At 64.9% G+C, this 14,300-nt stretch carries 14 protein-coding genes; 10 read left to right on the top strand and 4 right to left on the bottom strand.

All coding sequences use genetic code 11. The annotated features are described in order from the left end of the window. The first annotated feature begins 374 nt into the window (after positions 1-374). Together PMN64_RS15700 and PMN64_RS15705 are read left to right on the top strand one after the other, a co-directional pair. On the top strand, positions 375-1,106 hold the full coding sequence (locus PMN64_RS15700) for a cytochrome c biogenesis CcdA family protein (RefSeq protein ID WP_152977690.1): 732 nt from the start codon (positions 375-377) through the stop codon (positions 1,104-1,106). Between the two features lie 91 nt (positions 1,107-1,197). Then, positions 1,198-2,886: a SulP family inorganic anion transporter gene (locus tag PMN64_RS15705; protein WP_411781270.1), complete on the top strand. Its 1,689-nt coding sequence runs from the start codon at positions 1,198-1,200 to the stop codon at positions 2,884-2,886. A 327-nt stretch (positions 2,887-3,213) separates the two neighbouring features. Here PMN64_RS15705 and PMN64_RS15710 read toward each other — a convergent pair whose 3' ends face one another. The 3 genes from PMN64_RS15710 to PMN64_RS15720 form a co-directional block, all read right to left on the bottom strand. Further along, entirely contained in the window at positions 3,214-3,606 is a 393-nt protein-coding gene (locus PMN64_RS15710; protein WP_411781271.1) for a hypothetical protein, read from the bottom strand. Between the two features lie 239 nt (positions 3,607-3,845). Then, positions 3,846-5,225, bottom strand: a complete 1,380-nt coding sequence (locus tag PMN64_RS15715) for a Spy/CpxP family protein refolding chaperone (protein ID WP_411781272.1) — start codon at positions 5,223-5,225, stop codon at positions 3,846-3,848. Positions 5,226-5,361: 136 nt separating this feature from the next. Next, positions 5,362-6,786, bottom strand: coding sequence for an FAD-binding oxidoreductase (locus PMN64_RS15720; RefSeq protein ID WP_411781273.1), 1,425 nt, complete (start codon positions 6,784-6,786; stop codon positions 5,362-5,364). A gap of 160 nt (positions 6,787-6,946) precedes the next feature. On the opposite strand from PMN64_RS15720, the gene PMN64_RS15725 reads away from it, so the two are divergent. Continuing rightward, complete coding sequence (locus PMN64_RS15725; protein ID WP_411781301.1) at positions 6,947-7,435, top strand: thioesterase family protein; 489 nt, start codon at positions 6,947-6,949, stop codon at positions 7,433-7,435. 42 nt (positions 7,436-7,477) lie between these two features. Here PMN64_RS15725 and PMN64_RS15730 read toward each other — a convergent pair whose 3' ends face one another. Beyond that, the gene (locus PMN64_RS15730; protein ID WP_016846258.1) at positions 7,478-7,651 is read right to left on the bottom strand and encodes a DUF1328 domain-containing protein; all 174 of its coding nucleotides are present in this window, start codon (positions 7,649-7,651) and stop codon (positions 7,478-7,480) included. Positions 7,652-7,942: 291 nt separating this feature from the next. Here PMN64_RS15730 and PMN64_RS15735 point away from each other — a divergent pair, with 291 nt between their 5' ends. The 7 genes from PMN64_RS15735 (at position 7,943) to PMN64_RS15765 (ending at position 14,097) form a co-directional block, all read left to right on the top strand. Next, positions 7,943-10,552, top strand: coding sequence for an ATP-dependent helicase (locus PMN64_RS15735; RefSeq protein ID WP_411781274.1), 2,610 nt, complete (start codon positions 7,943-7,945; stop codon positions 10,550-10,552). Positions 10,553-10,628: 76 nt separating this feature from the next. Continuing rightward, positions 10,629-11,042, top strand: coding sequence for a hypothetical protein (locus PMN64_RS15740; RefSeq protein ID WP_411781275.1), 414 nt, complete (start codon positions 10,629-10,631; stop codon positions 11,040-11,042). Further along, positions 11,039-11,731 carry an OmpA family protein gene (locus tag PMN64_RS15745; RefSeq protein ID WP_411781276.1) on the top strand — a complete coding sequence of 231 codons (693 nt, stop codon included), beginning with the start codon at positions 11,039-11,041 and terminating at the stop codon, positions 11,729-11,731. Before PMN64_RS15740 ends, PMN64_RS15745 begins: the two co-directional genes overlap by 4 nt. Positions 11,732-11,802: 71 nt before the next feature. Next, positions 11,803-11,997, top strand: coding sequence for a type II toxin-antitoxin system HicA family toxin (locus tag PMN64_RS15750; protein WP_028342157.1), 195 nt, complete (start codon positions 11,803-11,805; stop codon positions 11,995-11,997). Positions 11,998-12,005: 8 nt separating this feature from the next. Continuing rightward, positions 12,006-12,296 carry a type II toxin-antitoxin system HicB family antitoxin gene (locus PMN64_RS15755; protein WP_028342158.1) on the top strand — a complete coding sequence of 97 codons (291 nt, stop codon included), beginning with the start codon at positions 12,006-12,008 and terminating at the stop codon, positions 12,294-12,296. A gap of 119 nt (positions 12,297-12,415) precedes the next feature. After that, positions 12,416-13,339 (top strand): ABC transporter ATP-binding protein, encoded by a 924-nt coding sequence (locus tag PMN64_RS15760; protein WP_028342159.1) that lies wholly within the window; start codon positions 12,416-12,418, stop codon positions 13,337-13,339. Beyond that, a complete protein-coding gene (locus PMN64_RS15765; protein WP_028342160.1) occupies positions 13,336-14,097 on the top strand; it encodes an ABC transporter permease in 762 nt (253 codons plus the stop codon). Before PMN64_RS15760 ends, PMN64_RS15765 begins: the two co-directional genes overlap by 4 nt. Positions 14,098-14,300: the final 203 nt, after the last annotated feature.

Here is a 14,300-nt window from a genome sequence, read left to right on the forward strand (position 1 = left end):
TGCTCACGGTCCTCAATGCCATGATGCGAGACCGAAAGCCGTACCTACAGACCAAACCGACATAACAGTTGCCGGCCCCCCGTGGGTAATTGCGCACTAGGCCGGGACGACAGCGAATGTGTGGTGCCGCTTGCGGTCAAGAATCCGCATCAGTGACTGACGCGTGAGCGAGGCACCGCCGGAAGGGTTCCCTCCCCTTGCGGGGAGGGAGCCGCGCGGCATGCTCACCTCACCGGCATTCCTCGCGATGCGTGAGCGCACCCGCCCCCGCACACGACCCTGTGACCATAGTTGAAGGCTGCGACGACGAAACTTCTGGATTGTTGGCCGCGTAGACGCCAAGACAGAAGCGCTATTCTGCGAAGGTTTCATTGATGCACGACGTCTCGATCCCGGCGGCCCTGATCGCCGGTCTGGTCAGCTTCCTGTCGCCCTGCGTGCTGCCGCTGGTGCCGCCCTATCTGATCTATTTGACCGGCGCGACCATCGAGCAGGTCAACCAGGACGGCGCCACCGCGGCCTCCAAGCGCGCGGTGATGACGGCGGCGCTGATGTTCGTGCTGGGCTTCTCCACCGTGTTCGTTGCGCTCGGCGCCAGCGCGTCCTTCGTCGGCGGGCTGGTGCGCGCCTGGTCGGCCGAGCTCTCGATCCTGGCCGGCATCGTCATCATCATCATGGGCCTGCACTTCCTCGGCGTGACCCGGATCGGCCTGCTGATGCGCGAGGGACGGCTGACCGCGCCGAAGCCGATCGGGCTGTGGGGCGCCTATGTCATGGGCCTGGCCTTCGCCTTCGGCTGGACGCCATGCATCGGGCCGATCCTGGCGGCGATCCTCTCGATCGCGGCCGCGGAGGCCACGGTGACAAAGGGCGCCGGCCTGCTCGCGGTCTATTCCGCCGGGCTCGGCATCCCGTTCCTGCTCGCGGCCTTCATGGTCAAGCAGTTCTCCTCGCTGTTCGCGCGGATGAAGCGCCATCTCGACACCGTCGAACGGGTGATGGGCGTGCTGATGGTGGTCACCGGCATCGGCTTCCTGACCGGCGCAGTGTCGAGCGTCAGCGTCTGGCTGCTGGAAACCTTCCCGGCGCTGCAAAATATCGGCTAGGCCTTCGCGCCAACGCAGGCTGCCGTCCGCTGGCTTTTGGCCGCGCGATGTCGGACTATTGCGGAATCGCCGCAATCCTCATGGGACCCCGATGGGCCAGGATCGTCAGACGCGCGCCAGCTGGCCGATCTTCAGTTCGCTGCAGTCGTTCCGGCCAAGCGACCTGCCGGGTGATCTGATCGCTGGCCTGACGCTCGCCGCGATCGCGATCCCCGAGCAGATGGCGACCGCCCGGCTCGGCGGCTTCTCGCCGCAGATCGGCTTCTTCGCCTTCATGGCCGGCTCGATCGGCTTTGCGATGTTCGGCGCCAACCGCTTCCTGTCCTGTGGCGCCGACTCCACGATCACGCCGATCTTCGCCGGCGGCCTCGCGCTGATGGCGACCGCCGGCTCACCGGACTATCAGGCGCTCGCGATGGCGCTGGCGCTGATGGTCGGCGCGATCATGATCGCCGGCAGCCTGTTCAAGCTTGGCTGGATCGCCAATTTGCTGTCGACGCCGGTGACGGTCGGCTTCCTTGCCGGCATCTCGGTCCACATCCTGGTCTCGCAATTGCCCGGCGTGCTCGGCCTGACCACCCCGGACGGGCCGACGCTCTACAAGCTCGGGGTGCTCACTGAAAAGATCGGCCAAACCAATCTCTACACGCTGGCGATCGGCCTCGGCGTGCTGGCGCTGGTCGCCGGATCGGAGAAGATCAGCGCGCGCATTCCCGGCGCGCTGATCGGCCTTGTCGTGGCCACCGTCGCCGTGATCGCCGGCCATCTCGAAAGCAAGGGCGTCAAGGTGGTCGGCACCGTGCCCGGAACGCTGCCGACGCCATCGTTTCCGGACATTGCGCCGGAGCGATGGGTCAAACTGTTGTCGCTGGCGATCCTGATCGCGGTTGTCGTCATGGTGCAGACCGCGGCGACGACGCGCTCGTTCCTGTCCGATCCGGACAAGCCGGCCGACGTCGATCGCGACTTCCTCGGTGCCGGTGCCGGCAGCCTGCTGTCCGGGCTGTTCGGCGCCTTTCCCGTCAACGCCAGTCCGCCGCGCACCGGCATCGTGTCGGAGACCGGCGGACGTACGCAGCTTTCGGGGCTGTTTGCCGCGGCCATCGTGCTCGCGCTGCTCGCGTTCGGCGCGACGCTGTTGCAGCACGTGCCCGATGCGGCACTCGGCGGGGTTCTGCTGTTCGTGGCACTGCGCATCATTCGCGTGAAGCAAATCGTCGCGATCTTCCGTCAGTCATTCTATGAATTCCTGCTGGTGGTGGCGACCGCAGCCGCGATCATCGTGCTGCCGATCGAGCAAGGCGTCGCCGTCGGCATCGCCTTGTCGCTGCTGCACGGCATCTGGACCACCACGCGCGGCCAGCTTGCCGAATTCGTCCATGTGCCCGGCACCACGATCTGGTGGCCGACAGGCCCGCACGTCACAGGCGAGCGCACGCCCGGCATTGCCGTCGTCGGCCTGCAGGCCCCGCTGTCGTTCCTCAACGCGGAAAGCTTCCACAGCGGCGTGCTCAAGACCATCAGCGCGGCGACACCCAGGCCGCGGCTGCTGGTGATCGAGGCCAGCGGCATGATCGAGATCGATTTCACGGCGGCGCAGGCGCTGCGCGACCTGTTCCGCGAATGCCGCGATGACGGCGTGACGGTGGCGGTGGCGCGGCTCGAATCCGAGCGCGCGCAGGACGCCTTCGAGCGCTTCGGTCTCTACGAGGTGTTGCCGCGAGACCACGTCTTCCGCAGCGTCGACGAAGCGGTCCGCACGCTCGGCGGACAGGCGTAAAGATTGATGGGATCCGTCCGTAGCCCGGGTGAGCGAAGCGATACCCGGGAAACCGTTCCCGCATATCGCTTCGCTCATGCGGGCTACGCACTATCCTCCGTCATTGCGAGCAAAGCGAAGCAATCCATCGCGTGGCATATGCGGAAGCATAGATTGCTTCGTCGCTATCGCTCCTCGCAATGACGGAGCTACAAATTTTGGGCGACTCAGCTGCGCAGCCCGGATGAAGCGAAGCGCAATCCGGGATTTTCTCGTGCGTCGATGAACCGTCCCGGATTTCGCTTGCGCTCCATCCGGCCTACGGGCACTCGCCTCGCCCCGACGGCCTCAGGCTTGCTCGCCCTCGAGCGTCGGATGCTCCCTCAGGACTTCCGCCTTGATCGAGCCGGCGTGGATGGCACGAAACAGCGCCCGCCCCGTCTTGATGTTATTGGCCTTCATGCAGAGACCGACGATCTCGCGCACCGCGGAATCCCGCACCAGCTCGTCGGAGATCTTCATCGCGGTCTCCATCGCGACCTTGGCGGCACGCTCGTAGCGATCACGCTCGGTCTGCTGCTTGTTCGGTGAACGCTTGTCGGGCGAGCCAACCGCCTCGGCACAGCCGGCGGCATCGCGGCAGATCGCACGGATCCGCTGCGCAGCCTCGATGTCGCCGAGCGGACGCTCGACGGGATCGTCCCAGATATCCTTGCGCCCGGCCTTGTTGAACCACCACATCGCCGCACCTTAAAAAAAGTACGGCAAGCATAGCTGGCCTTGGCGCAACCTGTGAACCGCGGAGTCCGCTCCGTGCCGAGCAAGAGGTGCGCACTATGGCCCGGCGGCCACACCGGCCGCCGATCCCCGCGCGAATCGATGTCGAATTCATGGAATAGAGCCCATTTCGGTTCTGATTGCGTCAGAGCCGAAGCTGCGGGACTCTCGCTTGCCGCGTCTTCACGCGAACCGACAACACTCTACGCAGATCGTTTCGGCCCGATCGCCTCGAACTGCGCCTTTTGCTCATCGCTGAGCGTGGCATAGAAATTCTCAAGCGCGGCGCGGACATCCTTGACCGCCTGCAGCATGACGTCGAGCCGCTTGGCGACGAAGGCAAGGCGTGCAGGCGGGGTCATCGCCTCGTTGGTCTGGCACGCGGCCTTCAGCTTCCGCGCGGCGTCGGCACTAGCGTCCTGCAGCACCTGAAGCGCACCGCGTTGGGTGTCGCTGAGCTGCAGCCGCGCCTCGATCTCGCCGGTCGGCCATTCCTGCATCGCAGGCTGTGCAGCGCCGCAGCTCTGGGCGACCGTCGCGCTCGGATCACGGGCCGCGGCTTCCTTGCGCTGGTTCTCGGCGAGCGCGTTGAGCCGCGCTTTCTGCTCGTCATCGAGCAGGCCGTAGAATTTTTCCAGCGGAGGCTTCACGATTCCGACCGCGGTGACCATCGCTTCGATCCGCTGCTGCATGGCGGCGAGGCGGTTCGGCGCCGTCAACACCACCTGCGCAGGACATGCCGCCCGAATGACCTGGGCAGCCGCGAGCGACGCGTTGCCGAGCTCGCCGAGCGCCGCCGATTGCGCTTCGGTCGGCTGCACCGTATCCGCGATCTGATCCACCGGCAGGCCGGCGACCGAACGGCTGTCATTGCCGCACATCTGCTCGATGCGCCCGCCGCCGCGGTAACGGCGGCCCGTCCGGCGCTCCGGCAGATAGCCCCGGAGATCGTCATACCCATAAGGCCCGAAGATGCCGGCATAGATGTCCGGATAGCCGTAGCCCCAGAATCCGATGTCGTCGCCCCAGATCGCGTAGTCGTAGATGTCGTTGTACGCGAACGGCCAGAACAGCGGGCCGACCCAGCCATAGCCGCCGCCGGGATGCTGCCACCATCCGTTGGCCACCGCCCCGCCGTGCCAGCCGGCGAGCGCCGCGGCCGCGGCGATCTGCGCGCGCGCCGCCGGGTTGCTCAACAGCCGGCCGTTGCGCAATGCGCCGTTGCGCGACAGCGAGTTGAACGTATTGCGCATATGGCCTGGTGCGATCGCGGCATTTCGCATCCGGCCGAAATTGCCGCCCCCGCGCGACGCGAAGGCGCCATGGCCGGCGAAGCCTGATCGCGAGATCGCGTGCGAGCGGCCGAACCCGCCATGATGGCCGCCGCCAAAATGCATGTGGCCGAAGCCATGCCCGCCACGTCCATGGCCACCGCCGTGCCCGTGGCCACCACCATGCCCATGGCCGCCACCATGTCCTCCGCCATGGCCGCCGCCGTGCCCGCCGCCGCCTCGGGCGATCGCATCGCCCGACAGCGCCATCGCAAGCACCACGACCGCAATTCCGATTGCCCGTCCGATCACGGCGTTCTCCCTCCGCGCACCGCACACATCGCGCGCCAGCACACTGCGGCACGACAGAGACGCCGGGCGGGCGGAAAAGTTCCATGCGTGACGCGCGCCAGAGACGCTCGCGAACGCTGCGCAGCCTGACGGCGCCTCAGGCGGCCGGGACGATCTTTCCGGGATTGAAGATGTTTTGCGGGTCGAGCGCATGCTTCAGCGCCCGCATCGCGTCGAGCGCCTCGGGGCCAAGCTCGGCCTGCAAATACTTCTGCTTGCCCTGCCCGATGCCGTGCTCGCCCGTGCAGGTGCCGCCCATGGCCTGGGCACGCTCGACCAGGCGGTGCATGAACTCCTCGCCGCGCGCCATCTCGTCCTTGTTGTCGACGTCGCAGAGCAGCGAGCAGTGGAAATTGCCGTCGCCGACATGACCGACGATCGGCGACAGCAGATTGAGCCGCTTGAGATCCTCCTCGGTCTCGGTGACGCAGTCGGCAAGCCGCGAGATCGGCACGCAGACGTCGGTCGCGACCACGCCGATGCTGTCGCCGGGGCGCAGCGCCTTGACGGACCAGTAGGCGTCGTGCCGGGCCTGCCACAGCTTGGTGCGGTCTTCCGGCTTGGTGGTCCAGGTGAAGTCGCCGCCGCCGCATTCGGCGGCGATGTCGCGGAAATTCTTCGACTGCTCGGCGACTTCGACCTCGCTGCCGTGGAATTCCAGCAGCAGCAGCGGCGTCTCCGGCAGCGACAGCTTCGAATAGCTGTTGCAGGCTTTCACCTGCGCGGCATTGAGCAGCTCGATCCGGGCGACCGGAATGCCGGTTTGGATCGCGAGGATCGTGGCCTGGCAGGCGCCGCGCACCGTTTCGAACGAACAGGCCGCCGCCGCGATCGTGTCGGGAATGCCGCGCAGGCGGATGGTCAGTTCGGAGATGATGCCGAGCGTGCCTTCGGCGCCGACGAACAGATGGGTCAGGTCGTAACCGGCCGACGACTTCTTGGCGCGCGTGCCTGTCGTGATGATCTCGCCGTCGCCGCGCACCACCTTCAGCGCCAGCACGTTCTCGCGCATCGTGCCGTAGCGCACCGCGTTGGTGCCGGAGGCGCGGGTCGAGGTCATGCCGCCGAGCGAGGCATCGGCGCCGGGATCGATCGGAAAGAACAGGCCCTGGTCGCGCAGATGCTCGTTGAGCGCCTTCCGCGTCACGCCGGGCTGGATCACGCAGTCGAGGTCCTCAGCATGCACCTCGAGCACCTTGTTCATGTCGCGCAGATCGATGCAGATACCGCCCGCGGGCGCGTTGACCTGACCCTCGAGCGAGGTTCCGGTGCCGAAGGCGATGACCGGCACGCGATTGGCGGCGCAGATTCGCACCACGTCCTGGATGTCGGCGGTTTCCTGCGCCATCACGACCGCATCCGGCGGCTGGGTCGGCAGCCATGTGGTGGTATGGGCGTGCTGTTCGCGCACCGCCTGCGACGTGACGAGCCGGTTGCCGAACCGCGCCGCCAGCGCGTCGATCGCGCGCTTAAGGGCCTGCGGCTCAGGGCGCGTCACATTGCTCGAAATCGTTGTCGCCACGTCAAATTTCCTCCCACCTTTAGCCGACCGTGGCAAAGCTTGTATAAGGGGTCAAGAGAGCCTGACTTGAAAAAGTGGACGCTGGAGTCACAGAAAAGCTCATGCTCAAACGCCAGCAAACCGGGGATGGATCATGACTTCAGTGACTGCCACGAGCGAGATGCCGCTTCCGCCGGCCCCGTTCAGATCCTCTGTGATGCAGATCGAGCCGCAATGGATCGACTACAACGGCCATCTCAACATGGCCTACTACAATGTGATGTTCGACCGCGCCATCGACGAGATGTGGCTGCAGCTCGGCATCGGGCCGGCCTACATGAAGGCGCGGCACTGCTCGACCTTCACCGCCGAGTGCCACGTCCGCTATCTCAGGGAAATTCATCTCGGCGATCCCGTGCAAGTCCACGTTCATCTGCTCGGCGCCGACGAGAAGCGGCTGCACACGTTCGAGGAGCTGCGCCATGCCACCGAGGGCTGGCTCTCCGCGACCTCGGAAAACCTCACGCTGCACATCGACATGGAGGCGCGCAAGGTGGCGCCGTTTCCGCCCGATATCCGCGCCCGCGCTCGCGCGATCGTCGACAGCTATGCGGGTGTACCACGTCCCGAGGGCATCGGCCGCAACGTGGCGATGCCCTCGGCGAAATAACTTGCCGTTTTCAAGCGAAGCGGCCGCCGGTTCGCGGCCTCGCTAGACCCTTGTGCGGCCGCGCACCAATCCAACCACCGCCGACACCAGAAACAGGATGACGGCGATGAAGAAGATCGCCTTGGCGATTTCGACGGAAGCGCCGGCGATGCCGCCAAAGCCCAAAATGCCCGCGATCAGGGCGATGACCAGGAACGTGACGACCCAGCTCAGCATGATCAAAACTCCGCTTCGTTTCCTTGCTATTTCTCGGGCGCGGACCTTCGTCCGGCGCGCACCTGTTGAAACAATCCGGCCGGGAAACGCGGGTTCCTGAGCGTGAAACCGCGAAATTTTCGTTGATTTCCGGAACCAGCATTGATGTGGGCTGCCGGCGAAAGCGTTCCCGTCAGCCGCGATAAAACCTGTCAAAACGGCCGATCAGGCCCTATATGGCCTTCAATCCCTGTTAAGAAGGCTCCCCTTCACCGTCCCGCGGTGCCATCGTGGGGCCGAGACGATTCGCCAATGACCGAGCCGAGCAAATTGCCCCATCACGGCGTTCCCGAGCACCAGCCGGCGGCTGGCGGCATCGCCGCGCGTGCGCGGGCGGCGGCCGGTCCGCAATATCTGAGCGGCCTCAATCCGGAGCAGCGCGAGGCGGTCGAGACGCTCGACGGTCCGGTGCTGGTGCTTGCCGGCGCCGGCACCGGCAAGACGCGCGTGCTGACCACGCGCATCGCGCATATCCTGAGCCAGGGCCGCGCACGGCCGCACGAAATCCTGTCGGTGACCTTCACCAACAAGGCGGCGCGCGAGATGAAGCTGCGGCTCGGGCAGATGCTCGGCCAGGCGGTCGAGGGCATGCCGTGGCTCGGCACCTTCCATTCGATCGGCGGCCGCATCCTGCGCATCCATGCCGAGTTGGTGCAGCTGAAATCCAACTTCACGGTGCTCGACGTCGACGACCAGGTGCGGCTGCTGAAGCAATTGCTGCAGGCCGAGAACATCGACGACAAGCGCTGGCCGGCGCGGATGCTGGCCGGCCTGATCGACGGCTGGAAGAATCGCGGCCTGTCGCCGTCGCAGGTGCCGGCGGGCGAAGCCGCCTCGTTCGGCAACGGCAAGGGCGGCAAGATCTACGCGACCTATCAGGAGCGGTTGAAGATCCTCAACGCGGCCGATTTCGGCGACCTGCTGCTCGAGAACATCCGGCTGTTCCGCGAAAATCCCGATGTGCTACGGCAGTACCAGAGCCGCTTCAGGTTCATCCTGGTCGACGAATATCAGGACACTAACGTCGCGCAGTATCTGTGGCTGCGCCTGCTGTCGCAGGCGCCGTCGCGGCCGGCCCGCGCGCTGTCCGAGATTATTCCGGGAGCAACCGATGCTCCCGTCATTCCGGGGCGCGCCGAAGGCGTGAACCCGGAATCTGATGCAGGTGACGACTCATCTCGAGATTTCGGGTCTGCGCCTGCGGCGCATCCCGGAATGACGGAGAATGCGGCAACCGCAACGCAGCTCAAGAACATCTGCTGTGTCGGCGATGACGACCAGTCGATCTATGGCTGGCGCGGCGCCGAGGTCGACAACATCCTGCGCTTCGAGCACGATTTCCCCGGCGCCAAGGTCATCCGCCTCGAGCGCAATTACCGCTCCACCGGCCACATCCTGGCCGCGGCCTCGCATCTGATCGCGCATAATGAAGGCCGGCTCGGCAAGACGCTGCGCACCGAGGATGTCGACGGTGAGAAGGTCACCGTCACCGGCTCCTGGGATTCGGAGGAGGAAGCGCGTGCGATCGGCGAGGAGCTCGAGGAGCTGCAGCGCGCGGGTGAAAACCTCAACGACGTCGCCATCCTGGTGCGCGCCTCGTTCCAGATGCGCGAGTTCGAAGACCGCTTCGTCACGCTCGGCCTGCCCTACCGCGTGATCGGCGGCCCCAGATTCTACGAGCGCGCCGAAATCCGCGATGCGCTGGCCTACTTACGCACCATCAATTCGCCGGCCGACGATCTCGCCTTCGAGCGCATCGTCAATGTGCCCAAGCGGGGGCTCGGCGACGCCACCGTGCAGCTGCTGCACGACCATGCCCGCAAGCGCCGCATTCCGCTGTTCGAGGCGGCGCGCGCCGTGGTCGAGACCGACGAGCTGAAGCCGAAGGCGCGCGGCTCCTTGCGCGATCTCGTCATGCAGTTCGACCGCTGGCGCGCCCAGCGCGAGGTCACCTCGCATACCGAGCTCGCCGAGATCGTGCTCGACGAGAGCGGCTACACCGAGATGTGGCAGAAGGACCGCTCGGCTGATGCCGCCGGCCGGCTGGAGAACCTCAAGGAGCTGGTGCGTTCGATGGAGGAATTCGAGAACCTGCAAGGGTTTCTCGAACATATCTCGCTGGTGATGGACCGCGACGGCGAGGCCGGCGACGAGGCGGTGTCGCTGATGACGCTGCATTCGGCGAAGGGCCTGGAATTCGACAACGTGTTCCTGCCGGGCTGGGAGGAAGGCCTGTTTCCGAGCCAACGCACGCTGGACGAACAGGGCCGCGCCGGGCTCGAGGAGGAGCGCCGCCTCGCCCATGTCGGGCTGACCCGGGCGCGCCGCCGCGCCAAGATCTACTTCGCCACCAACCGCCGCATCCATGGCACCTGGTCGACCACGATCCCCTCGCGCTTCCTCGACGAGCTGCCGGCGCACAATGTCGAGATCACCGAATCCAAGGGCGGATCGGGCTGGGGCGGCAGCGGCGGCTACGGCGCCTCGCGCTTCGACAACCTCGAATCATTCGGCTCGAGCTATTCGACCCCGGGCTGGCAGCGTGCCCAGGCCAACCGCAACCGCGGCGGCGGGGGCCGCGGCGGCAGCGGCTTCGAGGAGCGGCAATCGTCCTTTTCGGGTTCGCGGGGCGATACCTCCTCCGAAAGCTTCAATCGCACCAAGCGCGGCCCTGTCGTGATCGAAGGCGAGCTGGTGGCGAAGTCCACCGGCACGACGTCGGATTTTTCGCTGGACGACCGGGTATTTCACCAGAAATTCGGCTACGGCCATGTGGTGAAGATCGACGGCAACAAGCTGACCATCGCCTTCGAGAAGGCCGGCGAGAAGAAGGTGGTCGACAGCTTTGTGCAACGGGTGTGACATAGCGACCTTCTTTAGCGGCCTTCCCTGTTCGTAGCCCTTGACCCCAGTTGATTTCATGGGTTGAGATGGATCCATGGTCCGGGGGAGGTTTTTCCTTTTTGTCATCGCGCTCACCGCGCCGTCGCTGGCGGTCGCGGAGACGATGAGCTTTGGCGATTCGGCAGCCCAGCTCGCCAAGGCCTGCGGCGCCGACATCACCGCCAACTGCCGCGGCGTCAACCTCGACTCCAACCGCCTCAAGGAATGCCTGTCGCGCAACCGCGACGTGATATCGTCGCAGTGCAAGGAGAGCTACTTCTCCACCCTCGATGCGATCCAGAAGCGGATCGCGGCGCGCGTCACCGTTGCGAATGCCTGCACCCGCGAGATCGTCAAGGTCTGCGGCGGCTCGACCAAGGAGACCAGCAAGTCGGTGCCCTGCCTCGTCAGCGCCAAGGGCCTCAGCCGCAATTGCACCCAGGCGATCAATGACGCGGGGTATCAATGATGCGGCTGTCGCGGCGAGGCTTGCGCGATCCTGGCCTTTTGGCCCTGCTGGGCACGCTGGTTTTGCTGGCGATGCCGATTTCACTGGGGCGTGCACAGACCGCCGTCACACGCGACGACGTCATCGCCAAGCTCAATCATTTTGAGACAGACGCCGAGATCGATGTCCCCGCGCTGCGCCAGCAGGTGGCCGAACGATCGAAGTCGCGATCGAAGAACGAGCCGCCGCCCTCGAAACGGCCGCCGATCGCTCCCGATCTGACCAAGCTGCCGACGTTCAACGTCGACATCGCGTTCGACGTCGATACGCCGATCGTGCTGCCGGAATCGTATCAGACGGTCGGGCGGATCGCCGATGCGCTGACGCACTCCTCGCTGCTCCCCTACACCTTCCTGATCGTCGGCCACATCGAATCGACCGGACGACGCGAGAACAATGTGCTGCTGAGCCAGCGGCGCGCCGACGCGATCCGCGACATCCTGGTCAACACCTTCAAGATCACCGCGAAGCGCCTGCAATCGGTTGGGCTTGGCGAAGAGCAACTGCTCGACCCGACCAAACCCAACGCGCCGGTCAACAACCAGGTGCAGATCATGCTGGTCGCGAAGGTCGCCGAAAGCGCGCCGCCCGCGCACCCCGCCCCGGCGGCCGCCGCCAAGAAGCCGGCGAAGTCAGCGAAGAAGCACTAGCCTGATGCCGCTCACTTAACGCGGTATGATTCGGACCATCATGTCCGGATTGCTTGGTTCTCGGAATTGCCATGTTGACCAACAGTCGCGATATCATTCGGCGCCTGGAGCGAGAGGGATGGAGCCTCGTCCGCGTTGCCGGTTCTCACCACGTCTTCAAGAACCCCCGATCGGGCGAAACGCTGGTCGTTCCGCACCCCAAGAAGGACTTGGGAAAAGGCTTGGTGCGTGCCATTTATAGGGGAGCGGGCTGGAAACCCGATTGAGGCACACCTTGGCTCACTACGTTGCCATCATTGAGGACGCCGGACCGGACTACGCCGTAGGCGTCTGGTTTCCGGACCTGCCCGGCTGCACTTCCGCGGGCAATGATATCGACGAGGCTTTGCGCAATGCCCCTGAGGCGCTGGAGCTCTATGCCGAGGGCCTAAGGGACGATGGACAGGAACTGCCCCGTCCCCGGACATTGACCGAGTTGAAGGCAGACCCCGAAGTCGCCGACGACCTGAAAACCTACATGGTCGCCTTGGTCGAACTGCCCGTCAGAGCGCACGCCGCGGAATAAATTTCTGCCCTGGCGGGCGATTGCAGAACGGATTGTCCGTCCCTATCTGCGCTTGACCCGCATCTTGCCCGCCCGGGCCCCAGTCCGCGCGCGCCCTTCCCTCACGCTTTCGATCCTCCATGTCGCCGATCATTTCCGTATCCAATCTTTCGAAAACCTATGGCTCCGGCTTCAAGGCGCTGAAGGGCATCAATCTCGATATCATCAAAGGCGAGATCTTCGCGCTGCTCGGGCCGAACGGCGCCGGCAAGACCACGCTGATCAGCATCATCTGCGGCATCGCCAATCCGAGCGAGGGCCGCATCACGATCGGCGGGCACGACATCATCGCCGACTATCGCGCGGCGCGGTCGATGATCGGGCTGGTTCCACAGGAACTGCACACCGACGCGTTCGAGTCGGTGTGGGCGACCGTCAGCTTCAGCCGCGGCCTGTTCGGCAAGCCGAAGAACCCCGCCCATATCGAGAAGGTGCTGCGCGACCTGTCGCTGTGGGACAAGAAGGACGACAAGATCATCACGCTGTCCGGCGGCATGAAGCGCCGCGTGATGATCGCCAAGGCGCTGTCGCACGAACCGCAGATCCTGTTCCTCGACGAGCCCACCGCCGGCGTCGACGTCGAATTGCGCAAGGGCATGTGGGAGGTGGTCCGCACGCTGCAGGCTTCCGGCGTCACCATTATCCTGACCACGCACTACATCGAGGAAGCCGAGGAGATGGCCGACCGCATCGGCGTCATCAACAAGGGCGAGATCATCCTGATCGAGGACAAGGCGACCTTGATGCAGAAGCTCGGCAAGAAGGAGCTGACCCTGCAGTTGCAGAACAAGCTCGAGGCCATTCCCGATGTTCTGTCTGCCTACAATCTCGAATTGTCCGACGACGGCCGCACCGTGACCTACGACTACGATACCAAAGGCGACCGCACCGGCATCACCAGCCTGCTCAACGATCTCCGCAATGCCGGCATCCGCATCTCGGACCTCGATACCAAACAAAGCTCCCTCGAAGACATCTTCGTCAGCCTCGTGAGGGCGCCATGAACTACCGCGCAATCCGGGCCATCTACCTGTTCGAAATGGCGCGCACCTGGCGCACGCTGCTGCAGAGCATCGTCTCGCCGGTGGTGTCGACCTCGCTGTACTTTGTGGTGTTCGGCGCCGCGATCGGCTCGCGCATCACCGAGGTCGAGGGCGTCAGCTACGGTACCTTCATCGTGCCGGGGCTCGTGATGCTGTCGGTGCTGACGCAGAGCATCTCCAACGCCTCGTTCGGCATCTACTTCCCGAAATTCGTCGGCACGATCTACGAGATCCTGTCGGCGCCGATCTCCTATTTCGAGATCGTCATCGGCTATGTCGGCGCCGCCGCCACCAAGTCGATCATCCTCGGCCTGATCATCCTGGCGACGGCCGGGCTTTTCGTCCCCTTGCATATCCAGCACCCGGTGTGGATGCTGACCTTCCTGGTGCTGACGGCGGTCACCTTCAGCCTGTTCGGTTTCATCATCGGCATCTGGGCCGACGGCTTCGAAAAGCTGCAGATGATCCCGATGCTGGTGGTGACGCCGCTGACCTTCCTCGGCGGCAGCTTCTATTCGGTGAACATGCTGCCGTCGGGCTGGCGCACCATCACCCTGCTCAATCCCGTGGTCTATCTGATTTCCGGCTTCCGCTGGAGCTTCTACGAGATCGCCGATGTCAGCGTGCCGCTGAGCCTCGGCATGACCGTGGGCTTCCTGGTCGCCTGCATGGCCATCGTGGCGTGGATCTTCAGAACCGGCTACCGGCTGAAGAACTGACTTGCGAAAGCAAGTCATTCCGGGGCGCGCCTTAGCGCGAACCTCAGATGCGCAATTGCGCATCGGGGAATCTCGCGCCGTCACTTCGAAGATTCCGGGTTCATGCTTCGCATGCCCCGGAATGACGCTCGCCCGTAGCCCGGATAGAGCGAAGCGCAATCCGGGACCTTATCGCCAAGCCTGCAGAACCCGGATTTCGCTTC

The organism is Bradyrhizobium sp. UFLA01-814, from assembly GCF_046718885.1.
In the GTDB taxonomy this organism is placed as follows: domain Bacteria; phylum Pseudomonadota; class Alphaproteobacteria; order Rhizobiales; family Xanthobacteraceae; genus Bradyrhizobium; species Bradyrhizobium elkanii.

Bases quoted from the DNA above. Each gene is read 5' to 3' on its own strand.
- PMN64_RS15700 (WP_152977690.1), top strand. From the start codon at position 375: ATGCACGACGTCTCGATCCCGGCGGCCCTGATCGCCGGTCTGGTCAGC.
- PMN64_RS15705 (WP_411781270.1), top strand. From the start codon at position 1,198: ATGGGCCAGGATCGTCAGACGCGCGCCAGCTGGCCGATCTTCAGTTCG.
- PMN64_RS15710 (WP_411781271.1), bottom strand. From the start codon at position 3,606: ATGTGGTGGTTCAACAAGGCCGGGCGCAAGGATATCTGGGACGATCCC.
- PMN64_RS15725 (WP_411781301.1), top strand. From the start codon at position 6,947: ATGCCGCTTCCGCCGGCCCCGTTCAGATCCTCTGTGATGCAGATCGAG.
- PMN64_RS15730 (WP_016846258.1), bottom strand. From the start codon at position 7,651: ATGCTGAGCTGGGTCGTCACGTTCCTGGTCATCGCCCTGATCGCGGGC.
- PMN64_RS15735 (WP_411781274.1), top strand. From the start codon at position 7,943: ATGACCGAGCCGAGCAAATTGCCCCATCACGGCGTTCCCGAGCACCAG.
- PMN64_RS15740 (WP_411781275.1), top strand. From the start codon at position 10,629: ATGGTCCGGGGGAGGTTTTTCCTTTTTGTCATCGCGCTCACCGCGCCG.
- PMN64_RS15745 (WP_411781276.1), top strand. From the start codon at position 11,039: ATGATGCGGCTGTCGCGGCGAGGCTTGCGCGATCCTGGCCTTTTGGCC.
- PMN64_RS15750 (WP_028342157.1), top strand. From the start codon at position 11,803: ATGTTGACCAACAGTCGCGATATCATTCGGCGCCTGGAGCGAGAGGGA.
- PMN64_RS15760 (WP_028342159.1), top strand. From the start codon at position 12,416: ATGTCGCCGATCATTTCCGTATCCAATCTTTCGAAAACCTATGGCTCC.
- PMN64_RS15765 (WP_028342160.1), top strand. From the start codon at position 13,336: ATGAACTACCGCGCAATCCGGGCCATCTACCTGTTCGAAATGGCGCGC.